22 protein-coding genes and 1 pseudogene are annotated in these 25,490 nt (G+C 35.8%); 21 read left to right on the top strand and 2 right to left on the bottom strand.

What is annotated here, in order from left to right; all coding sequences use genetic code 11:
* The first annotated feature begins 84 nt into the window (after positions 1-84).
* The 3 genes from MHI04_RS11865 to MHI04_RS11855 all read left to right on the top strand — a co-directional run bounded on the left by MHI04_RS11865 (position 85) and on the right by MHI04_RS11855 (position 2,229).
* A complete protein-coding gene (locus MHI04_RS11865) occupies positions 85-681 on the top strand; it encodes an SCO family protein (protein ID WP_036126181.1) in 597 nt (198 codons plus the stop codon).
* A gap of 173 nt (positions 682-854) precedes the next feature.
* A complete protein-coding gene (locus MHI04_RS11860; RefSeq protein ID WP_036126183.1) occupies positions 855-1,199 on the top strand; it encodes a metalloregulator ArsR/SmtB family transcription factor in 345 nt (114 codons plus the stop codon).
* A 31-nt stretch (positions 1,200-1,230) separates the two neighbouring features.
* Positions 1,231-2,229, top strand: coding sequence for an NADP-dependent oxidoreductase (locus MHI04_RS11855; RefSeq protein WP_342534856.1), 999 nt, complete (start codon positions 1,231-1,233; stop codon positions 2,227-2,229).
* Positions 2,230-2,608: 379 nt separating this feature from the next.
* Here MHI04_RS11855 and MHI04_RS11850 read toward each other — a convergent pair whose 3' ends face one another.
* Positions 2,609-3,190, bottom strand: coding sequence for a TetR/AcrR family transcriptional regulator (locus MHI04_RS11850; RefSeq protein ID WP_036126188.1), 582 nt, complete (start codon positions 3,188-3,190; stop codon positions 2,609-2,611).
* 227 nt (positions 3,191-3,417) lie between these two features.
* Here MHI04_RS11850 and MHI04_RS11845 point away from each other — a divergent pair, with 227 nt between their 5' ends.
* From MHI04_RS11845 to MHI04_RS11775, 15 genes and pseudogenes are all read left to right on the top strand, one after another.
* A complete protein-coding gene (locus tag MHI04_RS11845) occupies positions 3,418-6,531 on the top strand; it encodes an MMPL family transporter (protein WP_342535773.1) in 3,114 nt (1,037 codons plus the stop codon).
* A 389-nt stretch (positions 6,532-6,920) separates the two neighbouring features.
* Entirely contained in the window at positions 6,921-7,592 is a 672-nt protein-coding gene (locus MHI04_RS11840; RefSeq protein WP_271909943.1) for a GntR family transcriptional regulator, read from the top strand.
* 310 nt (positions 7,593-7,902) lie between these two features.
* A complete protein-coding gene (locus tag MHI04_RS11835) occupies positions 7,903-9,369 on the top strand; it encodes a 4-hydroxyphenylacetate 3-hydroxylase N-terminal domain-containing protein (RefSeq protein ID WP_271909942.1) in 1,467 nt (488 codons plus the stop codon).
* A 28-nt stretch (positions 9,370-9,397) separates the two neighbouring features.
* A complete protein-coding gene (locus tag MHI04_RS11830) occupies positions 9,398-10,192 on the top strand; it encodes a carbon-nitrogen family hydrolase (protein WP_271909940.1) in 795 nt (264 codons plus the stop codon).
* Positions 10,189-10,863 carry a DUF2848 family protein gene (locus MHI04_RS11825; RefSeq protein WP_271909938.1) on the top strand — a complete coding sequence of 225 codons (675 nt, stop codon included), beginning with the start codon at positions 10,189-10,191 and terminating at the stop codon, positions 10,861-10,863. The genes MHI04_RS11830 and MHI04_RS11825 overlap by 4 nt, the downstream gene beginning before the upstream one ends.
* A gap of 1 nt (position 10,864) precedes the next feature.
* Entirely contained in the window at positions 10,865-11,581 is a 717-nt protein-coding gene (locus tag MHI04_RS11820; RefSeq protein ID WP_271909937.1) for a hypothetical protein, read from the top strand.
* Positions 11,582-11,759: 178 nt separating this feature from the next.
* A complete protein-coding gene (locus MHI04_RS11815) occupies positions 11,760-12,626 on the top strand; it encodes an FAD synthetase family protein (RefSeq protein WP_271909936.1) in 867 nt (288 codons plus the stop codon).
* Between the two features lie 52 nt (positions 12,627-12,678).
* The gene (locus tag MHI04_RS11810; RefSeq protein WP_271913504.1) at positions 12,679-14,007 is read left to right on the top strand and encodes an MFS transporter; all 1,329 of its coding nucleotides are present in this window, start codon (positions 12,679-12,681) and stop codon (positions 14,005-14,007) included.
* Positions 14,008-14,133: 126 nt separating this feature from the next.
* Complete coding sequence (locus MHI04_RS11805; protein ID WP_342535772.1) at positions 14,134-14,607, top strand: flavin reductase family protein; 474 nt, start codon at positions 14,134-14,136, stop codon at positions 14,605-14,607.
* Between the two features lie 192 nt (positions 14,608-14,799).
* On the top strand, positions 14,800-15,900 hold the full coding sequence (locus MHI04_RS11800; protein ID WP_342534855.1) for a hypothetical protein: 1,101 nt from the start codon (positions 14,800-14,802) through the stop codon (positions 15,898-15,900).
* 786 nt (positions 15,901-16,686) lie between these two features.
* A complete protein-coding gene (locus tag MHI04_RS11795; RefSeq protein WP_058843546.1) occupies positions 16,687-17,229 on the top strand; it encodes a pyridoxamine 5'-phosphate oxidase family protein in 543 nt (180 codons plus the stop codon).
* A gap of 182 nt (positions 17,230-17,411) precedes the next feature.
* Positions 17,412-18,704 carry a glutamate-1-semialdehyde 2,1-aminomutase gene (hemL, locus tag MHI04_RS11790; protein ID WP_340812697.1) on the top strand — a complete coding sequence of 431 codons (1,293 nt, stop codon included), beginning with the start codon at positions 17,412-17,414 and terminating at the stop codon, positions 18,702-18,704.
* Positions 18,705-18,837: 133 nt separating this feature from the next.
* Complete coding sequence (locus MHI04_RS11785) at positions 18,838-20,277, top strand: PLP-dependent aminotransferase family protein (protein WP_089932825.1); 1,440 nt, start codon at positions 18,838-18,840, stop codon at positions 20,275-20,277.
* A gap of 187 nt (positions 20,278-20,464) precedes the next feature.
* Entirely contained in the window at positions 20,465-20,674 is a 210-nt protein-coding gene (locus MHI04_RS11780; protein ID WP_230593923.1) for a hypothetical protein, read from the top strand.
* Between the two features lie 750 nt (positions 20,675-21,424).
* A pseudogene (locus MHI04_RS11775) lies at positions 21,425-21,916 on the top strand (Type 1 glutamine amidotransferase-like domain-containing protein); the annotation flags it as partial.
* A 103-nt stretch (positions 21,917-22,019) separates the two neighbouring features.
* Here the strand turns inward: MHI04_RS11775 and MHI04_RS11770 are convergent.
* Entirely contained in the window at positions 22,020-22,487 is a 468-nt protein-coding gene (locus tag MHI04_RS11770) for a MarR family transcriptional regulator (RefSeq protein ID WP_036126198.1), read from the bottom strand.
* Between the two features lie 256 nt (positions 22,488-22,743).
* On the opposite strand from MHI04_RS11770, the gene MHI04_RS11765 reads away from it, so the two are divergent.
* The 3 genes from MHI04_RS11765 to MHI04_RS11755 are packed head-to-tail and all read left to right on the top strand — an operon-like array spanning position 22,744 to position 25,490.
* On the top strand, positions 22,744-23,934 hold the full coding sequence (locus MHI04_RS11765; protein WP_342535771.1) for a MalY/PatB family protein: 1,191 nt from the start codon (positions 22,744-22,746) through the stop codon (positions 23,932-23,934).
* 29 nt (positions 23,935-23,963) lie between these two features.
* Positions 23,964-25,253: an amidohydrolase gene (locus MHI04_RS11760; protein WP_342534854.1), complete on the top strand. Its 1,290-nt coding sequence runs from the start codon at positions 23,964-23,966 to the stop codon at positions 25,251-25,253.
* A 30-nt stretch (positions 25,254-25,283) separates the two neighbouring features.
* Positions 25,284-25,490, top strand: coding sequence for a DUF3311 domain-containing protein (locus tag MHI04_RS11755; RefSeq protein ID WP_036126201.1), 207 nt, complete (start codon positions 25,284-25,286; stop codon positions 25,488-25,490).

Here is a 25,490-nt window from a genome sequence, read left to right as displayed (position 1 = left end):
ATCTGGGGGTAAGTCCATTATCTTGTATTTGGCTTCTAGAATGAATAAAATAAGATGATGAAATGAAGGGAAGTGGTACCACAAATGAAAAAGAAAAGTATATTGCTCGTTTTAGTTCTAGCATTCAGCAGCATTTTAGCTGCTTGCGGAAGCTACAAATTTGAGCCATCTGTAAACATTGAGGTCCAAGATTTCAATGTAATGAATCAAAAAAATGAACAAGTGAGCCTAGATGATTTAAAAGGTAAGCCTTGGCTAGCAATGTTTATTTTTACAAACTGTACGACGATCTGTCCGCCAATGACATTTAATATGACAGAGGTCCAGCAAGCACTACAGGATGAAGGCCTTGAGGATTATCAAATTGTCGCATTTAGTGTAGATCCAGAGGTGGATAAGCCTGAGGTATTAACGAACTATTTAAATACGTATAATGTTGTCGATGAAAGCAAATGGCAGCTATTAACGGGCTATCAACAAAAATTTATCGAACAATTTGCACGTAAATCATTCAATTCATTAGTCAAAAATGATCCAAACTCAGACCAAGTCATACATATGTCGAGCTATTATTTAGTGAACGCAGACGGCACAGTTGTAAAAGACTATGATGGCGCGACAAACGTACCAGTTGAAACTATTGTTGGAGATATGAAGGCACTCATTAAGGAAAGCAAATAACACAGAGGTCCATGTGACTTCTGTGTTTTTTTGTTGTCGAGAAAGAATTCACCTCCAAAGATTGGATTCGTCTCGATTTTCTTTCTCAATATTGCACAGAATAGCATTGTACTTTATGGTTGTATCCATAGGATGGTTCAATAACTTAAACTATTCAACTAATTAAAGGAGGGATTATTTACATGACTAAACAGGACCAACTACACACCATTAAAGAAAATTTTATCAACTGTCAAAAGGTACTATTGGCCATTGGTGATGAAACACGTCAATCTATTTTACTTGTGTTAATGGCTACGGATTGTCAAACAGGATTACGTGTAGGCGAAATCACAGAACAAACCCATCTCTCTAGACCTGCTGTGTCACATCACCTTAAAATTTTACGTGATGCCGGTGTTATTTTAATGCGTAAAGAAGGGACAAAAAACTTTTATTATATAGATATACGCACAAAATTAGGTTTACTAAAAACACTTGTTACGGATATTGAGACGCTATTAAAGGAATTTTATTGAGAATACGATAAGTTATTTGGAGGAATAAACGATGAAAGCAATGGTTATCAATCAATATGGCAAAGCCCCGATGCAGTTAGCAGAAATACCTACACCTGAAATTGGTGAATATGAGATACTTGCAGAAATTCATGCCGCTAGTATTAATCCTATTGATTTTAAAATACGCGATGGGAAAGTGAAGTTGTTAATACAATATAAAATGCCTCTAATCCTTGGAAATGATTTTTCGGGAGTTGTGGTAAAGGTTGGCACAAAAGTAACTCGTTTTAAAGTGGGCGATGAAATATATGCACGTCCACGTAAAAGTAAAATCGGTACTTTTGCCGAATTTATCGCAATACATGAAGATGATATAGCCCTAAAACCTAAAAACTTGAGCTTTGAGGAAGCTGCATCCATCCCTCTCGTTGGGTTAACTTCATATCAAGCATTACATGACATCATGCACTTACAAAAAGGACAAAAGATTTTAATTCATGCAGGGTCTGGTGGTGTAGGCACTTTTGCTATTCAACTGGCTAAAGTAATGGGTGCCACAGTAGCAACAACTGCTAGTGAAGCTGGTGCAAACTTAGTCACATCTCTTGGTGCAGACGAAGTGATCAATTACAAGACAGAGAAGTTTGAAGAAATATTGGGAAATTATGATGCCGTCTTTGATACACTTGGGGGTGAGACGCTTGAAAAATCTTTCGGGATCATCAAAAATGGAGGGAAAATTGTTTCTGTTTCTGGCATGCCAAATGCCCGTTTTGCTAAAGAAAATGATTCAGGATTTTTCAAAACCCTATTATTTTCAGCAGCAAGTTATAAACTGACTGCACTTGAAAAGAAGCATCATGCGCAATATTCCTTTTTATTTATGAAGCCAAGCGGTGATCAATTACGTATAATTGCGGACTATATTGAATCTGGTAAAATCAAACCCGTCATTGATCGAACTTTTACATTTGAAGAAGCTCAAAAAGCGATGGGATATGCTGAGTCTGGAAGGGCAAAGGGGAAGATAATTGTGAAAATCAAGTAGTCATCTAAGCTATCTTGGTTACTATTGATCTGAATTATTAAATGTATAGAGGGGTGTTTCCTTCTTATTTAATGGCCAATTTAACTAGTTTTCGGAGTGACCACGCTTAATATGAACATGGTGAAGGAAAATATAATGGTGTTGGCACATGCTTCCAAAAATGCCTATGCTAGAAAATGATATTTCGATCTTGATGATTCCTTCGTTGTTTTTTCGCTGAATTCACATTGAATATTTTGGCATAAATAGATTTTCCTCTTACAAGCTAAAATTCATTAAGCAATTTATGCAAGTGCTTATGGGCAAAAGCTAGCTGATATATAGAGGTAAATATGAAAGAAGCTGTGATTGCAGCTTCTTTTTTGCAGTAAATAGCACTTTATTTGAACGTATAAGATTGTAGCCCTTGTATCATCATTCGACTGATGGACTTTGTGAGCTCTTCTAATGAACAATCGAATTTTCCTGCTAACCAATCTTGATACATCGACATTAGCCCACCTACTAAGAAATGGACACGTAATACAAATTCTTGACGTTCTTGACTGGGATGAATAGTTTCTTGAAAACTAATGATTTTCTCGATCAGAATGTCTTTTAATTTCACGACAAAGCAAGAGGCCCCCTGTACAAAGATTAACTTTCGGTAAAATTCAATATCTTGTTGTAAAAAGTCCACCATTTTTAAAAAGAAAGGCATCGGATTTTGAATGATTTCGACCGCTTTAAAATCATTCAGAAACTCTACCATTTTGCCCATTAGTTCATTTTCAATTTCCTCAATAACCGCCAAAATATCCGAGTAATGAGCATAGAATGTTCCTCTACTTACTTCAGCTCGTTCAACAATATTTTTTACGGTGATCTTTTCTAAATCCTTCTCCAGCACTAATTCTACAAATGCGTGCCTAATCATTTTTCTTGAGCGAATTGCGCTTTTGTATTCTGCTTTCCCACTCATTTTTTTTGCACTCCTAAAATATTTTTCTAAAGTTGAACACATTGATATGTCAATGTTCAAAGTTGTACATATAGACGAAAATTGAACATTGTCCCGTTTTCTGAGGCTAAGTATACTTGATTTACGAATAAAAGTATACACCTGTATGATTTTATAATCGTTTATCTAGAGGTTAGCATTCTCTAGATAATTATTAATTTAGTAAAGTGAAAGTGAGAGAAATGATGATGAAAAAAATCATGAATTGGCGAGTAACATCGTTCGTTTTATGGATAGTCATGACAGTCCTTATCGTCACGACGATGCCTAATTTAGATCAATTGGTTAGAGAAAAAGGGCAAATTACTATTCCCGAAAGTGCTCAAAGCAATATTGCAGAAGATCTGCTTAATCAAATGGATAATGACAGTGGGGAAAGGTATCAAATTATTGCTGTCTTCAATAGTGGGAATGATCAAGCATTAACAAAGGAACAAAAAGAAGAAGTAGGAAAAATCATTAAAGAATTAAAAAAAGAACAAACTCAGCTTGGTATGAAGGAGATTATGACTCATTTAGATAATGAGCAAACGAAAAAACAGCTCATTTCTGAAGATGGAACTACCATTCTAGCTCAGCTTTCTGTTGAGCAGAATAATAGAGAAATTTCTGAGATAACGAAGGAGCTTACTAAAATTATAGATAGTAAAAATGTAGATACCTATCTAACAGGAAACAGTCTGGTAATGGAAGATTTCGTTCAATCCACACAAGAGGGGATTAAGAAAACAGAAATAATAGCGATTATCTTTATTATCGCTGTGCTCATTCTTGTTTTCCGATCACCAATAGTGCCATTCGTCTCTCTTTTATCGGTTGGAGTAGCTTACTTAGTGTCACTAGGAATCATTGCACACTTAGTAGATCAGTTTAATTACCCATTTTCGAATTTTACTCAAGTATTTTTAGTTGTTATTTTATTCGGTATCGGCACAGATTATAATATCTTACTCTTCACTCGATTTAAGGAAGAACTGGTGAAGCAGGAAGATCGTTGGAAAGCAGTGCGCAGCACGTATAAAACAGCTGGAAAAACGGTTCTGTATAGTGCGCTTGCGGTGTTTATTGGATTTATGGCTCTTTATTTGGCGGAATTCGGGTTATACCGAGCAAGTTCAGCTGTAGCAATTGGCGTAGCTGTACTCTTATTGGTCTTATTGACCTTAAATCCTTTTTTTATGGCTTTACTGGGGAAAAAGATGTTCTGGCCAGCGAAAACTTTTACTGGTCATAATGACAGTAAAATCTGGGGATTTTTAGCGAGGCTATCTGTTTTAAGACCTTTCGTTGCACTAGTCTTTACAGCGATTTTGTGCGTTCCTTTTATCATGAATTCTAGTCATTCTCTAAGCTATAATGACTTGTTGGAAATCGATGATCGTTATGCTTCAAAGCAAGGGATTAATGTGATTGAAGCGCATTTCCCAGCAGGTTTTTCATCACCTACTACACTTGCCTTACAGTCAAATGAAGCACTGGATAATGCAAAATCATTACAAGCATTAGATGAAATAGCTGAAAAGATTTCGCAGATTGACGGTGTATCTAAAGTATTAACAGCTACACGACCAGTTGGAGAAAAAATGGATGACCTATACATCACGGAGCAATCTAAACAAATAAAGAGTGGCTTAGGTGATGCGAATGAAGGTGTAGGTAGGATTAGTAATGGTTTGTCTTCAGCTGAGCAACAATTCCAACAAACAGATACAAATGCTGCTCAAAATGTTCAGGCATTAATTCAAGGAACAGATGAAATGACAAAAGGTGTTTCTAGTTTAGGGACTGCTATTGATCAATTAACAAACGGCGTAAGTGCAGGAGCAAATGGCGTCCAAGAACTAGAAAATGGTTTAGCTTCTGTAAAAGAAAATACGAACACTTTATCCATTTCGATGTCACAATTATTAAATGGTTATACGGAACTTGAAAAAGGTTTGTCCTCATTTAGTACGAATTTTACCAGCATTGGGCAAGGGATTGAAAGTGCAGAAAAAGGATATAGACAAATTGAAAGTGCAACGCATGCACTCGTACAGTCAAAACCAGAGTTAGCTAATGATATGAATGTACAAACAACGCTTAGCATTGCATCAACTGAAAGGCAGCAATTAGAGCAATTATCAGAGAAATTACACACAGTGACAGCTCAATTCGAAGGGGCCATGACATCATTTAGGGAAGTAAATGCTTCTCTTGCCAAAGTGAACAGTAGCTTCTCCCAATTACAAGCAGGTGTGAATCAACTATATGAAGCATCTTCTAGCTTAACACATGGTTTGCAATCTGCAGCAAAGGGGTCTAACCAAATCGCAAGCCAAGTACCCTCCCTTGAATCAGGATTAATGACGATTAACGAGGGACAAAAGCAACTGCAAACAGGACTAACGGATTTAGCAGATAAAATGGCAACCTTACAATCAGGATTATCAGCAAGCACAAAAGGTTTACAAGACGTCAGCACAGGTTTAACAAATGTGCAAGACTATTTAACAGGTCTTAGTGAATCAGAGGCTTCTGAAAAGTTATATATGCCAAAGGATGTTTTAGTGAGTGATGAGTTCCAAAAATCATTGAACATGTATATGTCCGATAATCGGAAAATAACTCAGATGGGCATCATTTTAGATGTGAATCCTTATTCAAAGGAAGCCATGATAATTGTTGACCAAATTGAGCAAGAGATACAAGCGATCATTAAAAGTAGTGAGTTTCGTGATGCGAAGGTAGCAATCGGTGGAAGAACATCGCAAAATGTGGATCTTGAAGAAATTGCGAGTGGGGATTTCACTCGAACAGCAGCCATCATGCTAATAGGCATTGGTATCATTCTGATCATTATTACTCGTTCTTTCCTAAAACCAATTTTTATTTTAGCCTCTTTACTCATAACGTACTATACTGCCATAGGTATGAGTAGTATTATAAGCGCTAAATTTCTCAATATGAGTGAACTAGCGTGGAATGTACCATTCTTTAGTTTCATCATGATTGTTGCATTAGGAGTAGACTACAGTATCTTCTTGATGATGCGTTATAGAGAGCTGGAGGGGAATTCGACAAAAGCTATTATCGATGCCACACGTCACATTGGAGGTGTGGTGATATCAGCAGCGATCATTCTTGGAGGTACATTTGCGGCATTAATGCCTTCAGGTGTCATAACGCTTATTGAAATAGCCATAACGGTTATTCTAGGGCTTGTTCTACTTACTTTTGTCATGTTGCCAATTCTAATTCCTGCTTTGTTAAGCGGGGTGGGGCGAATTCGCAATATTGGAAGAAAGGAAAGGAAGCAATAGATAACTTATAAAAAACCATAGTTACACCAGAAAAAAAGCTGCCATTTCAGACAGCTTTTTTCTGGTGCTGACGGGGAAGGCAAGTGGAGACCTATTTAGCTAATTAAGAATTAGGGTGAAGTCTCTGCTATTTGTTCTTTAATTTGCAATGATTTTTTTGACATTTTTGTATAATAAGCTAGAGGTTAGACTTTTTCCTTTACTTGAATTGAATTGAATTAAATTAAGTAATCTACTAATCTGAAATTTCAGAAAAAACAAAAAAGTGTTGACTTATAATAAACGTATTATGTATTATGTATACATAAAACATAAAAAGTTTAAACCATTATATAAATTCAAATTTTTAATTTCGTATGGTAAAGACTTAGTAAAAAGGATGGATTATTATGGAAGGGGCACAATTAAAGCCAATTGAGAAAGAAAAAACAACGCAAGATAAAGTGTACAAAGAAATTAAAAAAGCGATTCTATACGGTGGTATAACTATCGATGAAATCTTTACAGAAGTTCAATTGGCAGAAAAGTTAAATACTTCAAGAACGCCAGTAAGAGCAGCTCTTCAAGATTTGATAAAGGAAGGTTTACTTGTTTCTATTCCCAGAAAAGGAATGACTGTAAAAAAACTTACTGAAGATGAACAGAAAGAAATCTTTTTATTAAGAAGTGCTATTGAAGTTGAGGCAGTAAAGAAGCTAATAAAAATAATTACATCTCCTGAACAATTAAAGTCACTGAAGCTAATTTTAAGGCAACAAGAAGAAGCTTTGCAAAATGATGATGCTATTCGATTTATTGGGTTAGATCATGAATTCCATCTTTCTCTTACAAAGTTGGCTAAATTCACGATAATGGAACAAATTTTGACTAATCTTCACAACCTTACACAGCTTATGGGTTTAAGAGCAGTTAGGCAGCCTGGTAGAATGAAAAGTGTTTTAATAGAACACCAACAAATCATACAAGCTATAGAGGAAAAAAATCCTGATTTAGCATCAAAGATGATTTTAAATCATTTAGAAAAGACAAAGGAAACATTAATGGTTATTGATAATAGCTAATAGCCATTAATGTTTGAAGGGAGGTGTTAAGGAGGTTACTATTATCCGGTAGGGTTTTACTTCAAACAAGCTAAATTAATCGCTAGGATGTTTACAAATTCCTAATTGAGCAATAAGTAGACCCAATACTATTTTGCTTCATTGTAAGCGCTTGCGTATTAGTTTGTATTAAATTATTGTAATTTTTAGAATTATTACAGAAATTAATGTATACACAATACAGTGTACATTAAACTTCCGTGGTTAATGATTTTCTGAAAGATTGTTACTTATAGCATCTATTTAAACAACACATTAGGGGGAATTAAATATGGTGAGAACAAGTCAAGAATATTTACAAGCATTGAAAGACGATCGTGTGATCTACATAAATGGAGAAAGAGTCAAAGATGTAGCTACACACCCTGCTTTTAAAGGAATTACAAATACGATTGCTGGTTTATATGATTTAGCGTTAGATGAATCACACAATATGATTTATAAAACGGATGATGGAACGTTAGCAAACAAAATTTATATGATTCCCAGGAGTCGTGAAGAACTGAAAGAACGCAGATTGGCCATTTCTAAATGGTCTGAAGCAACTTGTGGTTTTGTTGGCAGAAGTCCCGATCATGTCGCTAGTTTTTTAGCCTCATTCGCCAGTTCACCGGAAGTATTTGAACGAGGGAGAAAAGGTTTTGCAGAAAATGTTTTAAATTTCTATAAACATGTTCGAGATAATGATTTATATGTAACATATGTAATCATTCCACCACAAATTGATCGAAGTAAAGCAGCACATGAGCTGGAAGATAAATACCTCCCAGTAGGCGTCTATGAAGAGAAAGAGGACGGCATTGTGGTAAGAGGTTCCCAAATGCTTGGTACAGCATCTGCAGTATCGGATTACTTATTTGTTAGTTGTCTTACGCCACTACGTCCTGGTGATGAAGACTATGCTTTATCCTTTGTATTACCGATTCATGCAAAAGGGTTAAAATTTTATGCGAGACCTAGTTACGCTGACAAATCGCCAAGTACATTTGATTATCCATTATCTTCTCGTTTTGATGAGAGCGATTCCTTAGTTGTTTTTGACGATGTATTTATTCCATGGTCAGATATCTTTGTTTATAAAGATATTGATATTGTGAAGGCTCAGTTCCATGAAACACCTGCCCATGTATTAGGCAATAATCAAGCACAAATCAGATTTAGTAATAAATTGAAATTTTTAATTGGTGCTGCTCGAAAAGTTACAGCCATGAACGGTATAGATAAAATTCCTTCTGTTCAAGAAAAGTTAGGGGAACTTGCATCTATTGCAGCCTCTGTAGAAGGTAACCTATTAGCTTCAGAATATAATTGTATCATTGATAAAAATGGAGTTGCTCGACCAGATCCGCGTTTTCTTTATGGTGTAATCGGTCAACAGGATATTATCTATGCATCTACTATTCGAATTTTAAGAGAGCTTTGTGGTGGAGGTGTTTTGCAATTACCTTCCTCATACAAAGAATTGATCAATCCAGAGACGAAAGATGATATCTATCAATATATACGTTCAACAGGGGTTGGGGCTGAAGAGAGAATCAAATTATTTAAGTTAGTATGGGATATCATAGGCTCAGAGTTTGGTGGTAGACATCAACAATATGAATTGTTCTATAATGGTGCACCATTCGTGACGAAAGGCTATTCATTTAGAAATTATGGATATGAAGAGCCTGTAAAAATGGTGGAGACATTTTTAGAAAGTTATTCTCTTCCTACACAAGTGGAGGAGTTGGTTTAGGAAATCCAGATAAAAGGATGTTGAAAAAATGAAGATTGCATCAATACAGTTAGAAATTAAAGATCATGAATCTAAAAACGCTCGTATCGATCGTGTAGAAGCAATGATTGATCAATTAAAGGGACAAGATTTAATTATACTACCCGAAACATGGGCGACAGGGTACTTTGCATTTGATCGTTATGTTGATGAATCAGAAGAAATAAATGGCGATTTTGTACAACGATTTTCTTCAAAGGCAAAGGAAATCCAATCCTATCTATTTGCAGGCAGTTTCATAGAAAGAAATAACGGAAAATTCTATAACACTAGCGTTCTATTTTCACCAGAGGGTGCACTCATTGGAATCTATAGAAAAATTCACTTATTCCGTTATGGTTCACAAGAGGGGAAAATATTAACAAGAGGAAATGAAACAACTGTAGTGGATACAGACTTTGGGAAGGTAGGATTATCCACTTGTTACGATTTACGTTTTCCTGAATTGTATCGTGCAGAAGTAGATTTAGGAGCAGAATTACTTCTTGTTACGTCTGCTTGGCCACATGCCAGATTGGAACATTGGAAAATATTTAATACAGCTCGGGCATTAGAAAACCAATGTTTTTTAATTTCGAGTAATTGTGTTGGTAATACGCATGGCATCCATTTAGGTGGTCATAGTCAAGTGGTTGATCCTTGGGGAATTGTAATGGCAAGCGGAGGCGATGAAGAGACTATTGTCAAAACAGAAATTGCTCCTTCTCAAATCGCTGCTATTCGTGAAGCCTTTCCTAATTTAAAGCATCGAGTTTTAGATAGACAGGAGGAATTCAGTGGATGAATATTTTCGTTTCGGGAAAGAGCATTGAAGCTACCCCTAAACGCCTACTTATTGCCGGCTATACGGGTAAAGATCAGGCATCTGTAAAAAAACATATTGATGAATTAAGAGAGATTGGCGTACCAGCTCCACCTCAGGTTCCGATGATTTACGATGTTTCAACAAATCTTATTACGACAAGTCAATCTATTTCAGTTGTCCAAGAAAGTAGTAGTGGGGAAGCAGAAGTAATTATTATGAATGTTAAAGGGATATGGTATGTAGGACTTGGAAGTGATCACACAGATCGTGAACTTGAAAAACTGTCCATTCAAAAATCCAAACAAGTTTGCGGCAAGCCAATTTCAACACAATTTTGGTTACTAGATGATATAGAAAGCCGCTGGGATGACATTGAAATGAGAAGTTGGATGATTGTTGATGGAATTAAACAAGAGTATCAGGCTGGAACACTCGGAGAATTTTTGCAGCCTAAAGATTTACTTAAAATTATAGAAGAACGTGGTTATTATTGTGAGGATATGATGGTGTTTTGTGGAACTTTACCAATTATAACTGGAGAATTTATTTACGGCAACGGTTTTTCAGCAGAATTATATGATCGTTTAGCAGACCGAAAAATCAAATTACATTATAAGGTTCATATTTTAGCAGATGCGGAGGTAGTGTGAAATGGGAAATTCAGAAATAGAAGTGGTTATTAAACCAGAACATGAATTTGTTGATTATAAAACATTTGAGACAGCTCCTTCAAAAACTGTAAAAGGCTCCTCACAACGGATTATCGCACAAATTCCAGGTACTGAAGTAGCAACACGTATTCTAGAACTTGGTACTGGAGTAGATACATCTCCAGACGGTGTGCAAATGCATGATTTCTGGGAAGAATTATATATTATCGAAGGATCGTTAATCGACTTACGTCTGAACGAAGAATTTACAGCAGGAATGGTTGCATGTCGTCCTCCTGGAATGGAGCATGGGCCATGGCAATCACCTAATGGTTGCAAAATTTTTGAAGTTCGTTACTATGCTGATCAGGAAAAACAAGAGCATGAATTTGTTGACTTCAAGACGTTTGAGACAGTCCCTTCAAAAACTGTAGAAGGCTCTTCACAACGAATTATTGCACAAATTCCAGGTACTGAAGTAGCAACACGTATTCTAGAACTCGATGCAGGAACAGATACATCTCCAGATGGTGTGCAAATCCATGATTTCTGGGAAGAATTATACATTATTGAGGGATCGTTAATCGACTTACGTCTGAACGAAGAATTTACAGCTGGAATGGTGGCATGTCGTCCTCCTGGAATGGAACATGGACCATGGCAATCGCCAAATGGCTGTAAAATATTCGAAGTTCGTTATTACTCAAAGGTCCTATAAAATTAAGTAGATTTTGATGTTTTAGATGAGGTGATGAGTCTCATCTAAAAACCTCTGAAGCTATACAATATTTTGCGATTTTTATTGTTCATCAATGTATACACAATACAGTATGCATTGGTGATAATAGGATTTGTTTCTTTGATTACTAATTAGCTTGTAAGGAAGGTGAAGCATAGTGGAAACCATACATTTAACACATCCAATGAAAGAGCATTTTGAAATTCAAGAACCTCATGTGATGGCTTTAGGTTTTTTCGATGGTGTCCATTTAGGTCATCAATTTTTATTACAGCAAGCAAAGAAAATCGCTCATAAAAAAAATTGTAAATTATCAGTAATGACTTTTGATCCTCATCCTAGTGAGATTATCAAATGTGAAACCGATAGAAAATATTTAACCCCATTGTCTTCTAAACTAGAAGAGATGTCTCATTTCGATGTTGATAAAGTTTTTGTAATGGAATTCACAATGCTTTTCGCTTCACTTCCTGCAAGTGAATTTATTAATCAATATATAACGAATCTACATGCTACACATATTGTCGTAGGTTTTGACTTTACCTTTGGTTACAAAGCTCAAGGGAATGTAGATTATTTACGAAAGGCCCGTAAATACAATCTCTTTGATGTTACTGTGATCTCAAAAAGAATCACGAACGATCACAAGATAAGCTCAACGTTAATTCGAGAATTAATACGTGAAGGTGATGTTCAATTAGTTCCATATTACTTGGGAAAACATTATGAAATAAAAGGATTGATCAATTTTCCGAAAGATTTGACTATACAACAGAAATTAAATCGTATAGAGTTTCAAATTCAGGGGAAGTATGTTTTGCCGAAAAGAGGCTTATATAAAGTAGAAATCGCTAATAGAGATTATGCTATTCAAGGTTTTTTAAAATATTCTGGCTCTCCTAAAAACAGATTTGAACTGAGCAGTAATAAACTAGAAAGGTTGAAAGAAGTCAATCAACAAGAAATCACTGTTAAATTTTTAGATAGAGTAGCTTACATGGATAAGGTTCCTATTAAGAATTAAAGTTGATGTACAAATTTGTATTTAAAATAAAATAGTTAGGGGAATGAGATGAATGGGAAAAGAAAAATCGACTGCAAGTTCCCGAAAAGTATTATTTGCTAGTTTAGTTGGCAGTACAATTGAATTTTATGATTTCTTTCTTTATGGTACCGTAGCAGCGCTTGTTTTTAATAAATTATTTTTCCCAAGCCATGATCCATACGTAAGTTTGTTACTTGCTTATGCTTCTTTTGGTGTTACGTTTTTTATTCGACCTCTCGGTGGCCTCATTTTTAGTCATATGGGCGATAAATTTGGTAGGAAAAACACCCTTGTCGTTTCACTTCTGTTAATGGGAATTTCAACAGTATGTATAGGTTTGTTACCAACATATAGTACAATCGGAATTTTTGCCCCTATTCTACTTGTGTTCTTAAGACTCCTTCAAGGTATTGCTGTTGGTGGGGAATGGGGAGGAGCTGTTCTCTTAGCTGTTGAAAATGCACCAAAAGAAAAACGAGGGTTCTATGGTAGTTTCCCTGCGATGGGAATCCCTCTTGGCATGTTACTTGGAACAACTGCTATTTCAATTGTAAGTTTACTTCCAGAAGAACAGTTTCTTTCATGGGGCTGGAGACTTCCTTTTCTACTAAGTGCAGCTCTAGTGATTACTGGTTTGTGGATACGTCGTGGCATCGAGGAAACTTCGGCATTTAGTGAAGAAAAACAAAAAGGCAATGTTGTGAAAGTTCCTCTTGTTGAGACTTTACGTTATCATTGGAAAGCTGTTTTAATTTCATTGGGTGCAAAATGTGTGGAAGTGGGTCCATTCTATATTTTCACCACATTTTTTATCTCCTATGCGACAGATAACATTGGTTTCTCGCGGACTACAGCATTAAACATCATTACTGTGGCAACCATTGTGACGACATTGTGTATACCAATCATGGGAAAATTATCTGATTTATGGGGCCGTAAACGTCTTTTCATGACCGGAGCAGCTGGAATTGCGTTATTCTCTTTTCCTTACTATTATTTATTATCAACAGCATCAACATTTTGGGTTTATGCCGCTTCTATTATCGGTTTAGGCATTCTTTGGTCTTCCATTGCAAGTATTATTGGAACAATGTTTACAGAAATGTTTAGTACCAATGTTGGATATACGGGAATTACACTGGGTTATCAAGCAGGGTCAGCATTGTTTGGAGGAACCGCTCCCATGATAGCTACAGTTTTACTAAGTACTTACAATAACTCATGGATTCCACTAGCTATTTTTATTGCGATTCTTTCTGTGGCTTCATTTATCTCTGTAACATTTTTACGCAAAGTGCAAGTCACGGAAGAAAGCCTAATAGATCAATCATCACCTCAGGAAGAGCTGGTTGTTAAATAGAAGATTAAAAGTATTTATTAATAAGTCTGAATATTTAAATAATAATTCTTGGAAATTACTATTTCTGATTTCCAAGGGGGTTAAACACTATCTAAAATACTTATAATTTAAGGAGGAAGTAACATGATGGATGATAGAACTTTTAGAAACGCAATGGGTAAATTTGCTACTGGGGTAACAGTAATTACGACAGTGATTGAAGGAGAAGCACACGGTATGACAGCAAACGCATTTATGTCTGTTTCGCTCGACCCTAAATTAGTATTAATATCTATTGGCGAAAAAGCTAGAATGCTGGATAAAATTAATACTTCGGGCAAATTTGCTGTGAATATATTATCAGAGGAACAAAAGGAACTATCCATGCATTTTGCAGGACAAATTAAAGAAGAGCGCGAAGTAGAATTTGACTGGGTTAATGAGCTACCAGTATTAAAAAATGCATTAGCAAATATTGTATGTAATGTTCATAGCAAACAAATTGCGGGAGACCATACACTCTTTATTGGAGAAGTAACCGATATCGCGATGAGCGATGGATCACCACTTGCATTCTTTGAAGGCAAATATAGCGAAGTTAGTCAGCCAATAAGCTTATAAGCACTGGCTAAACATTTTCTAATAAAAATCGAAACCGTCGTTTGAGCATTATTTGTTCGAATGATGGTTTTGTTTATACATAGACTTTTTATTTGATTTCATCGTTATAAGACTATCCATTTTTATTAAAGATTCATATACTACAAACAGCCATTTAAAAAAGAACGAAAGCCTACTTTGGGAGGTTATACGATGAAGTTATCAATCAATTGTTCAGAAACCGTAAGTGACACCCAATCTGCTGTATGCGGAGCAATCACTAATACTCTACTCGCACCTCAAATCATTTGTTCCAATGAAACATTTTTTATTAATCTAAACACCTTACTAAACTTTGCTTGTGAACCAAATACAGCTGGCGGCCTAAGTATAGATGAAATATTTGCGGTAATCACAACTGGTAATGCTACTTTTACTGGCAATATAATTCCAGGTGAATTCCAAGCTGTGGTTAATACAGTACCACCAAATAGTATATTTTTATCGTACTCAGATGCGATTATTGACTTTCAGCCGACGCAATCAGGACAATCAATAATTAAATTATTTGATCCCTTTGTTGGACTTGAAGTAGCTGCATCATCAACCCTGGTCGAACAACCGATTATTGTTGAATTATTTGTAGTTGGTCAAACATTTATTGGACCCGGTTGCACTTGTGGGCCAAACTTTGACGGATATGCGTCTAATCTTAGGTTGGAGCTTGTATTAGTTCCTGCAACACATCCATGTTGTACAACTTGTCCTTTACTGTTAGATATTGTCTTGTCTAAAAATGTACAAGTACAATCTAAAGAGGTATTAAAAATTCAAGGGACCCTTTGTGAACCACGGAATGAACTTCGAAAGCGTCAAAAATTAAATGAACATTATCTAAAAGATAATAACCATTTCGAATGTATTCAAGCACAGTGTGTGCATGATTGGGTCGTTTTTTGTACGGAACATCAAAGAAAGGTTCCAATTCCGGAAAATTGTAATAGGCAAATTCTCAAATGTCGGAGAGCTGGCGAAGAACTAACGATCCTTTGTAAAACAATTCCAAATACTTGCAGCTTTACTGTTTTGGATAACGACATAAAACCTTTGTCTGGAATTCATGCAGGGAAGTTGGTTCCAATTCGATTCACTATCAATATACGCATTCAATACTACTGTAACGGGGAATCTCTTTGTCACTTTGATGTACCCATTACGACGGTGGATGAGATTGTTCTTTGTTTTCCAGAAGGTACTTTTATTAAAGCTGAAATTTCTGATGTCATATCTACAATCGTAGGAGAAAACGGCTAAAGTTCCTCAGTATTAAAAGTACACAATATGGAGACTATTAACTGACAATAAAGTTGTTAACTCTTATTTGATTAACGATGTAAAATAGTTGAATAAGAGTTGCAACAGCCATAAGATACAAAGCGACTAATTACAAATGGGGTGACAGGAAGCAATGAAAAAGATAAATATAGTCTCTGTTCTATTAACGGATTACAATCTTGAAGGATACGTAAATGAAATAGACAGTCTGGTTTTAGTTTTTAGGAAATAGTAAGGAAAGGTTTCAAATGGAAATTATGAAAAAATCATATAAACAATATAAAAAAGTAATAAGGTAAGTAAGAATACTAAGTTTTATTCACCTAAAAAATAAAGCAATACAACGTCTATGGAAACATTTAAATCAAAATAATTATCTAGCGGAAGTAGAGGCTAGTGGTTTAACTAGATTAGAACATTAGTGTTTTAATTTAAGATGAAAAATATCCTGTTTTTCAGCGCCCACTTTGACGCAGAGATACTATTAAACTCACTAACTTTTCGTTCAAAGAGAATCCTATGAGGTTAAAGAATTTTTCTGTAACTAAATATGACTAATATGAAACAATGGCACTGAGCATTATTTCACTCTCATTTCTTTTACACATAATAAAACTTTGAACTATACCAGCTAATAGTTAATCATAATTTTTAAAATTTAACGCTCCTCTGAAAATGGATTGCTTGATTGCTATAATTATGGACGTTTTTATTCAATCCAAAGGCTGATAAAATCACATCATACTACAAGTAGGAGTGATAACCATGGTTAAGGTACGTTACAAAGTAAGAGAAGTGTTGGACAAGAACAAAATAGATACATTTTTGCAGCAAGCTCGCATTGGGCATCTAGGTATGGTTGACGGTCATTTGCCATATGTTATCCCACTTAATTTTGTGTGGACAAATGGGGTGCTTTATTTCCATGGAGCCACTGGCGGGAGACGAAATCAAGTGATGGAAGAGAATCCAGAGGTCTGCTTTACAGTTTGCGAAGAATATGGAACGATTACTAATCCAGTACCCGCTAAAACGGACACCGCTTATATGAGTGTCATGGTTTTTGGTAAGGCTCAACCTATCGTCGATCTAAATGAAGCGACACATATGTTGCAAGAAATGATAAATAAATATGTACCTGGTTACTATAACCGTCCCTTATCCCAGCAACATGTGGACAAATATCGATCAGCCGTTTTCGGAGGGCCGGTTCAAGTTTACCGAATTGTTCCACAACATATTACCGCGAAAGAAAATCCAATTGCACTAGGGGAAATGTTCAATATTGAAAAAATCCCACATACATAGTACTGGTTTTCAAAACTTGTTAAATCAAATCACTTTAAGCACCACTAATCCTAGTTATCTAGGGTTAGTGGTTTTTTAGTGTACCTACTTTATGGACTGTTAAAATTCGCATTTTTGGATGTTTTTTATCAATCCGTAATACGTTATGCTAAGATCGTTCAATAAGAAAGGCGGTTTTTAAAATAAATACGATGAAATCAATAGAAGCCTTTGAAATAGCAAAAAAGCTTATGCCTGGTGGCGTAAACAGCCCAGTAAGAGCATTTCAATCGGTTGGGATGAAGCCCATTTTTATTAGCCATGGGAAAGGCTCGAAAATCTATGATATTGATGGCAATAGCTATATAGATTATGTTCTTTCCTGGGGACCATTAATTCATGGACATGCAGATAAGGAGGTTTTAGGTGCACTTCTTGAAGCCATTCATAGTGGGACAAGTTTTGGATTGCCAACTTTACAAGAAAATAAGCTAGCTGAATTAATAACTACTCGTATTCCTTCCATAGAGAAGATTCGAATGGTTAACTCAGGTACAGAAGCGACAATGAGCGCCATTAGACTAGCTAGAGGCTTTACTGGCAAAAACATGATTGTGAAATTTGATGGAAACTATCATGGACACAGTGATCATCTATTAGTAAAGGCAGGTTCAGGAATTGCTACATTAGGCCTCCCTGATAGTCTAGGTGTACCTTTAGAAATAACTAAAAATACAATATCCATTCCCTATAACAATATCGAAGTCTTGAAGAAAATATTTGATAAATATGGCTCACAAATTGCAGCCGTTATAGTAGAACCATTTGCAGGCAATATGGGAGGAATACCAGCTAATCCTGAATTTCTTCAAGCGATACGCTCTTTCACTACAAAATATGGTGGGCTATTTATACTTGATGAGGTCATGACTGGCTTTCGGATAGATTATCATTCTGCTCAGGGGCTTTATAACATAAAACCAGACTTAACTTGTTTAGGTAAGATCATTGGTGGGGGGATGCCTGTTGGCGCATATGGTGGAAGAAAAGAGATTATGAATCAAATCGCTCCTGAAGGGAATATTTATCAGGCTGGAACCTTATCAGGTAATCCAATAGCGATGGTAGCGGGGTATACGACAATAAATAAATTAAATCTTGACAGTTACGAGTATATAGAAAAGTTATCTAATAGGCTTATTCAAGGCTTATCCAAAGTAGCTCATAACTATAATATTCCCCTTAAAACAACAAAAGCTGGGACAATGATTGGATACGCATTCATCGATCATCCTTTACAAGATTTTGATGATGCTCAAAAAATAGATTCCGAGATGTTTTGTCGTTTTTATAGGGAAATGCTTAAACAGGGTATACTTTTACCTCCGTCTCAATATGAAAGCATATTTATATCGACTGCCCATTCCATACATGATATTGATAGAACGATTCATGCTGCAGAAGTAGCATTTAAAAGAATAATAGCATTTGTTTAGATGAAGCAAAGTATACTAAAACCATCCTATTCCTATAAAATTATCGATTTGATAGTATAATAATGATTGACTGTACGAAACTATTAATTTTCACTTAATTTAACAATCTTTATTCTAATTGGAAGTGAATTGAATGTTAAAAGTTAACCGAGACGATAAAAATCCTATATGGCAGCAGTTACTTGACCAAGCTATTCATCATATTACAACAGGAAAATGGCCACCAGGGGAGTTGCTTCCTCCATCCCGAGAACTCGCCTTATTAGTAGGTGTTTCACGCTCAACTATACAAATTGTTTATGAGGAATTATTTAGTCGTGGATATACCGTGACAAATTGGCGTGGTGGAACAAGGGTAAGTGAATGGGGATATAAAAAGAACTCGTCAGAAGAGGTCATTCTTCAGGGACCATCTACGCCAGTATTACCTTTATTAAACGCGGCAGTTGATGAGTTAAACAGTTGGTTTAGAGGTAAAGCAAATCAAAACGTTGCAATCGATTTTTGCCCCCATGAGCCGTATTTGGACGAGCATTTCCGAAAAAAATGGAGACAATCTTTTTTACAGGCTTCAGCAGAAACAGACCTGACCAATTGGGGTTATGGCGATGCCTACGGTTTTACACCGCTACGTGAACAAATTCAACGTTACCTGACATTTGAAAGAGGTGTACATGTAGATATTGACCAAATCATCTTAACCTCTGGCGCACAGCATAGCATCGATCTGATTGCCCAAGCTCTTTTAAAGGAAGGAGAAACAGTTTCTGTTGAAGATCCTGGATTTCCTGCTGCCTGGATGACCATGAAATATCGGCGCATGAATGTTATTGCTGTGCCTGTTGACGAGTACGGAATACAAGTGGATTCTATTCATCCACAAACCAAGCTCGTTTTTGTTACACCTTCTCACCAATGTGCAGTTGGTGTCATTATGTCTGAGCCACGCCGACAACAATTGCTGCAAAAATCTGTGAAAGATCAATTTTGGATTGTAGAAGATGATTATGATGGTGAATTTAGGTATCGGGGTGGCCCGCTTCCTACCTTGTTTAGCCAACAACCCCAAAACACATTATATATGATGAGTTTTTCTAAAATGGTTGCTCCTGGCATACGAATTTCGGCTGTCATTGGTCCAAAAGATGCCATTCGCCAACTTGCGCAAGTACAACAATTAACTTATCGACATCTCCCAATTATGGAGCAATTAACACTTGCTCATTTTATTGAGCACGGTCATTTTATGCGTCACATGAGGAGAGCAAGAAATGTCTATCGACGTAGACATGAAGCTATGACGAAGGCAATCATAGCGTCAGGACTAGCGGAACGTTTCAAGCTAAGTGGCATTGAAACGGGCTTGCATATGCTTCTTGAAGCGGAAGAATCGTTTGATGAAGAAGCAATGACGAGCCTCGCACTCGAAAAGGGGATACGTGTTTATCCACTTAGTAAGTATTGCTTAGAAAATAATCGAAAAGGATGGGTACTCGGATTTGCTAAAATGGATGAGTTAGCAATTGAGGAAGGTATTTTTCGTCTCGCAAAAATCCTCTTGCAAGAAACGTAATCATTAGCGGGTCATAAAGGAAATTATTATAGAAATGGGGTGGAGTGATACTATGCCATACATTCACGAGTTTGGAATCATTTCTTGTATAACTTTCTAAGGTTTTTAGTAAAAAATACATCACGTTGAAACATTCGCCCACAACACAAATAGACCGTTTAAAAGTCTCGTCTATTGGGGAATAACCTTGACACCACCGAGCTTTCATAGACAATTTTTAAATATGGTGAGTGAAGCCAATGTCGAATATCAATCAGCAGAACTTGAAGAATTAATCAAAAAAATTGCTGAGGCAATAAAACAAGATAAATGGATGATTCATTATAGTGTTTCATTTTTCCAATACATACAGGTAAGGGGAAGAGGCGATTGTTCAATAAGAGCAATCGCTTCTTAACATACCCTTTTTAAAATCATATTAAATTATTAAACTGTATGTTGTTATCACTTGGTATCTTAGTAATAAGGGTGATTTATTTTATTAAATCCGAAACGACCTGACCAATTAAGAACAAAAAATGATTGGTAATATAATTTGAACCCATCTTGTTTGGATGTACGGAATAATCTTTAAGCCTAAGAAAGAGCCAACAATATAGCCAATTGAAACAGGAATAGCAATTCCCCAATTAACAATGCCAGTAAAATAATAAAAGAGAAAGTGTCTGTTCAGCAAGCAGATATTCAGCAAAGTTTATATATTTGCTCGCGGAAATCCGATCTAATCGAACAACCATTTATACACTTTTTAAAAACTCATTCTTAAGCTAACCTTTAAAATCGTGAACACGTACAATGCTGTTTTGGTTGACTCTATTTAATCAATAAGGTATGTAGAGTGAGATATATAGTTGGGAGTAATTATTGGTGAAAATCCGTAAAGAGAATAAAAACGTATGTTAATATTCGAGAATTAATTAATCGTTCGTGTTTTTAACGGTGAAATGCGAATCATCCACTGGCTAGACACTTTTACTTTTGCGTAAAAAACGAACATTATAGATAAAGCTTTGTTAATGAAATGATTAGGAGGAAATACTTTACGAAAACTAGTAGTCAGTTTGTACGATGAGCAATAGATTCAACTGTTTCTGGAAGAGGCTGAAAAACTGAATTTTATATTTAAAAATGAAATCATAGACATCTATCAGGTATTATGTTCGATGACTATCATTTAATTAATTATCATGTACAGAAGGAAGATGCCCAAACCATACTTCAAAATGCGTCAGCTATTTTCTTGTTAGGTGGAGATACTCTTAAACAGAATGAGTTTTTGATAGACTATGAATTGACGGATTTGATTAAAAAAAGCACAGCTGTTGTAATGGGGGCAAGCGCAGGAACAATCAATATGTCCGCTAAATGGTTATGCTCGAAAAACTTTGGTTATCCAGTTGAAAAAAGCTTTTTATACGAAGGAATCGGTCTTGACAATTTTTCCGTCCTGTCGCATTTTGATCTTGAAAATAACATGGAGTTGGTGCAAGATGAGCTGTCTCCTTTATCGAAAGACATAGATATTTATACGTCGAACAAAGATTGCGCTGTACGTGTAAAGAGAGGCAACATCGACATTTTAGGCAATGTCTATTTAATTTCCCACTCCAAAATTCAGAAATTGGATGAGACGCTCTAGCTGTGGTGAATAGCTAGAGCGTGTTTGGATCAATCTTTTTTCCAAAACACGCTCTTGTCTTTTTTTAAAGTATCAATTTGATCAAATCTTGGCAATAAAAGGTTTAGGCTTTTTCATGAAGTGTACTTTTTGTTCGCTCATTAATTAGGTTAAGAAGTGTAATGATTTTCTGAAAATCTTCAATGGTGAATCTTTCTAAATCCTTTAAGTAATTGCCAAACTCTTCTTTATCGAGTTTTTTATGATATTCATATACCAGTTGACCTTTTGGTGTCAATTCAATCGTTAATTCTCGATAATTGTCAGGATTTCTATATTTAAATGCTAATTCTTTTTTTATTAATTTATCCATCATTTGAGAAACTGCACTTTTTGTACGGTGTGTGATTTCTGCAATTTCAGTAGTATTTGTTTTGATTTTATCACCTATTAAATTGAGTGTGTGAGCCTCTATCATATATAGTTCATCTTCCGTACCGTACTTTCTCGGGATACTTTCATAGGTACTAATGGATCGAGATGTTTCAAAAAGTGTCTCCATTAGCTCATAAAAGATTTCTTCTTTCTCCACAGATCATTCCCCCTTAGTAAACAAACATCCCTTTATTTTAACATATTCATAAATAATTTCCTTCAATTAATCATGAAGCTTCAACAACCAATCAATTTTTGTGAAGGGGATCAAACATCCCAATTTTAATTTTTGGAAAATTCTATTTTCTTATTGACGATTTTACAGTTAAGGTGCTAAACTGATGAAAATAATTGCTCAGGTACGGAAAAAACGTATTTTCGAGCAATGACGAGGAAGGGGGATGAGAGAAAGAATGATATATGATTTTGATGAAATAATTAGTCGACGTCGTACTTATTCGTTAAAGTGGGACGGGGAAGAATTAATTAAAGACATCGGTTATACAGAAAGATATGATTATGAAACGATTCCATTATTTACAGCTGATATGGATTTACCCGTCATGCAGCCTTTGATAGATGCACTTCATCAAACGGTTGATCATCGAATCTTTGGGTATTCTATTTTTCCGAATGAGTACTTTGAATCCATTCAGCATTGGTTTAAAAAAAGGCATGATTGGGTGATCAAAAGAGAGGAAATCGTATATAGTCCTGGAACGGTTCATGCTTTGAATATAGCTGTACAAGCATTTACTAAGCCTGGGGAAGGAATCATTATACAACGGCCAGTTTATCCACCGTTCACTACTGCGATAGAGCGTAATGGTAGAATTGTTCAAAATAACGCAATGAAATGTGAATCAGATGGATCTTTTTCAATTGATTTCGTAGATTTTGAAGAGAAAGCAAAGGATAAAAACACAACCATGTTTATTCTTTGTAATCCACATAATCCAACTGGAAATATATTCACCAATAAAGAATTGAAAAGGCTTTCAAAAATTTGCGAGGAACATAATGTAATCATTGTGGCAGATGAAATCCACGGTGACTTAATTAGGAAAAATAAAAGATTTACACCAATCTGTAAGGTTGTAGAAAATACTGATCATATTGTCACTTGTACAGCCATTAACAAAACATTTAATGTTGCGGGTCTTCATTGTACAAATGTCATCATTTCCAACCCCGAACGCAGAAAAACCTTTAATGACATAATGGGGATGCAGTTACCGTCACCGTTTACCATTGCAGCTCTTATAGCCGTCTATAACGAGGGAGATGAATGGTTGGAACAAGTTACGCAATATATTGACGGCACAATGGAGTTTGTAAAAAGCTTTTTAGCTGAAAACATGCCTACAGTTAAAGTAAGAATTCCAGACGGCACATATGTGATGTGGATGGACTTTAATGGATATGGTCTTTCCGATCGAGAGATTCATCATCGTATCTATAATAAAGCGAATGTTCTACTAGAAGATGGATGGATGTTCGGAAAAGAAGGGGAAGGTTTTCAAAGAATTTGTGTCCCTTCGCCAAGACCACTTATAAAGCAAGCACTTGAACGGATTGCTGTTGAATTTCAGGATTTGGAATAGAATAATCCATTAAAATAGGGGTGTATAAAATGACAACAATCGAGTTTGAACTTAATGCTTTAAAGGCTGCAGAAGAAATCGAAGGCTATGTCATTAATATAAGAAGAGATCTTCACAAGCATCCGGAGATTGGGTTACAGGAAATACGGACTATTAAAGTAGTTACAGAGGAATTAACTAAAATGGGCATTGATTACGAGATCGTCCCGAATGGTGGAATTATTGGATTTATTCATGGGGAACAACCAGGGAAAACATTGATACTTAGAGCTGATTTAGACGCACTTCCGATGAAAGAAAACGAAAATAATTTAAAAATGAAAAAAATAGTCGTTTCTAGTACTAGTCAAGCTGCTCATACTTGTGGTCATGATGGACATACAGCAATGCTTCTAGGGGCAGCGAAGATTTTGGTTCAACATAAAGATAAGGTAAAAGGAAAAGTACTTCTTGCTTTTGAGCAAGGAGAAGAAATGGGCGGAGGCATTTACAATCTTTTAACACGCTTATATGAATTAGGGGCTGACGGCATTTGGGGCATCCATTTAAAATCTGATATTCCAACAGGGAAAATATCTGTTGAACCAGGACCAAGAATGGCTGCTTCCTTTAGTTTTAATGTGCTATTGAAAGGAAAAAGTGGACATGGCTCCAGACCAGATTTATCGGTGGCTCCATTAGATTGCTTTACGGATTTTTACAGCAATTTAAAAGCTATGAGAATAAATACTTTAGATCCTTTTAAAACTATTACCTATTCTATTGGCATGATTCATTCCGGTTCTGCCGTAAATATCATTCCAGAAAGCTTACAATTCTCAGGAACTGCCAGATATTTAGATGATGATCAAGGTTCACATGCTGCAAGCGAATTTAAACGAATCCTAGAAAAAGTTTGCGACCTACATCGTTGCACATATGAATTTATTACAGAGCCCATTGAATCGGATTTATTTGTTTACAACCAAAACGATTGCGCACTCATTGCATCACTTGCTGTAGAAAAGGCATTAGGTGCAAATACGTTATATTCTTCACCAGCATGGATGGGCTCAGAATCCTTTGCGTTTTATGAAAAATACTTTCCAGGTGTATTTGCCTTCGTTGGAATAAAAAATCTTGAAAAAGGGGTTGGGGCAGAGCATCATAATGATTTCTTCGATCTAGATGAAGATGCTCTCAAGCTAGGTGTAGCTTCCACTGTACAATACACCATTGATTTTCTAAATAATGAACATCAAATCGTATTTGCGGCTGACAAAAGGGATGTCAAAAGCTTGTTTATTGATAATGGATTTGCCCAATTAATAAAACAATAGGCCATCTTATAAAAGAAGGAGATAGATAAAATGACTCGAAAAAGACTTTGTTATTTACTATCATTCATTGCATACTTTGGAATGCCTTTGGGAGTTCCCTTTATTAAAAGTACCGAACCTTATATCTTGGGACTTCCGCTTTTGTTATTTTGGATGGTTCTTTGGATTTTATTAGGGACAGGTATCATGCTTTTAGTACATCGCTTAAATCCAGACGTCAAAGCAGAGGTGGAGTAA

This window comes from Lysinibacillus sp. FSL K6-1151 (assembly GCF_038630755.1).
GTDB lineage: Bacteria > Bacillota > Bacilli > Bacillales_A > Planococcaceae > Lysinibacillus > Lysinibacillus fusiformis_D.
The sequence above is the reverse complement of the archived record's forward strand: the minus strand, read 5'-3'. Positions and strand labels throughout refer to the sequence as shown.

Coding starts and splice junctions, on each gene's coding strand:
- MHI04_RS11810 (WP_271913504.1), top strand. CDS start 12,679: ATGGGAAAAGAAAAATCGACTGCAAGTTCCCGAAAAGTATTATTTGCT.
- MHI04_RS11785 (WP_089932825.1), top strand. CDS start 18,838: ATGTTAAAAGTTAACCGAGACGATAAAAATCCTATATGGCAGCAGTTA.
- MHI04_RS11830 (WP_271909940.1), top strand. CDS start 9,398: ATGAAGATTGCATCAATACAGTTAGAAATTAAAGATCATGAATCTAAA.
- MHI04_RS11835 (WP_271909942.1), top strand. CDS start 7,903: ATGGTGAGAACAAGTCAAGAATATTTACAAGCATTGAAAGACGATCGT.
- MHI04_RS11840 (WP_271909943.1), top strand. CDS start 6,921: ATGGAAGGGGCACAATTAAAGCCAATTGAGAAAGAAAAAACAACGCAA.
- MHI04_RS11795 (WP_058843546.1), top strand. CDS start 16,687: ATGGTTAAGGTACGTTACAAAGTAAGAGAAGTGTTGGACAAGAACAAA.
- MHI04_RS11865 (WP_036126181.1), top strand. CDS start 85: ATGAAAAAGAAAAGTATATTGCTCGTTTTAGTTCTAGCATTCAGCAGC.
- MHI04_RS11855 (WP_342534856.1), top strand. CDS start 1,231: ATGAAAGCAATGGTTATCAATCAATATGGCAAAGCCCCGATGCAGTTA.
- MHI04_RS11850 (WP_036126188.1), bottom strand. CDS start 3,190: ATGAGTGGGAAAGCAGAATACAAAAGCGCAATTCGCTCAAGAAAAATG.
- MHI04_RS11820 (WP_271909937.1), top strand. CDS start 10,865: ATGGGAAATTCAGAAATAGAAGTGGTTATTAAACCAGAACATGAATTT.
- MHI04_RS11825 (WP_271909938.1), top strand. CDS start 10,189: ATGAATATTTTCGTTTCGGGAAAGAGCATTGAAGCTACCCCTAAACGC.
- MHI04_RS11760 (WP_342534854.1), top strand. CDS start 23,964: ATGACAACAATCGAGTTTGAACTTAATGCTTTAAAGGCTGCAGAAGAA.
- MHI04_RS11805 (WP_342535772.1), top strand. CDS start 14,134: ATGGATGATAGAACTTTTAGAAACGCAATGGGTAAATTTGCTACTGGG.
- MHI04_RS11755 (WP_036126201.1), top strand. CDS start 25,284: ATGACTCGAAAAAGACTTTGTTATTTACTATCATTCATTGCATACTTT.
- MHI04_RS11800 (WP_342534855.1), top strand. CDS start 14,800: ATGAAGTTATCAATCAATTGTTCAGAAACCGTAAGTGACACCCAATCT.
- MHI04_RS11765 (WP_342535771.1), top strand. CDS start 22,744: ATGATATATGATTTTGATGAAATAATTAGTCGACGTCGTACTTATTCG.
- MHI04_RS11845 (WP_342535773.1), top strand. CDS start 3,418: ATGAAAAAAATCATGAATTGGCGAGTAACATCGTTCGTTTTATGGATA.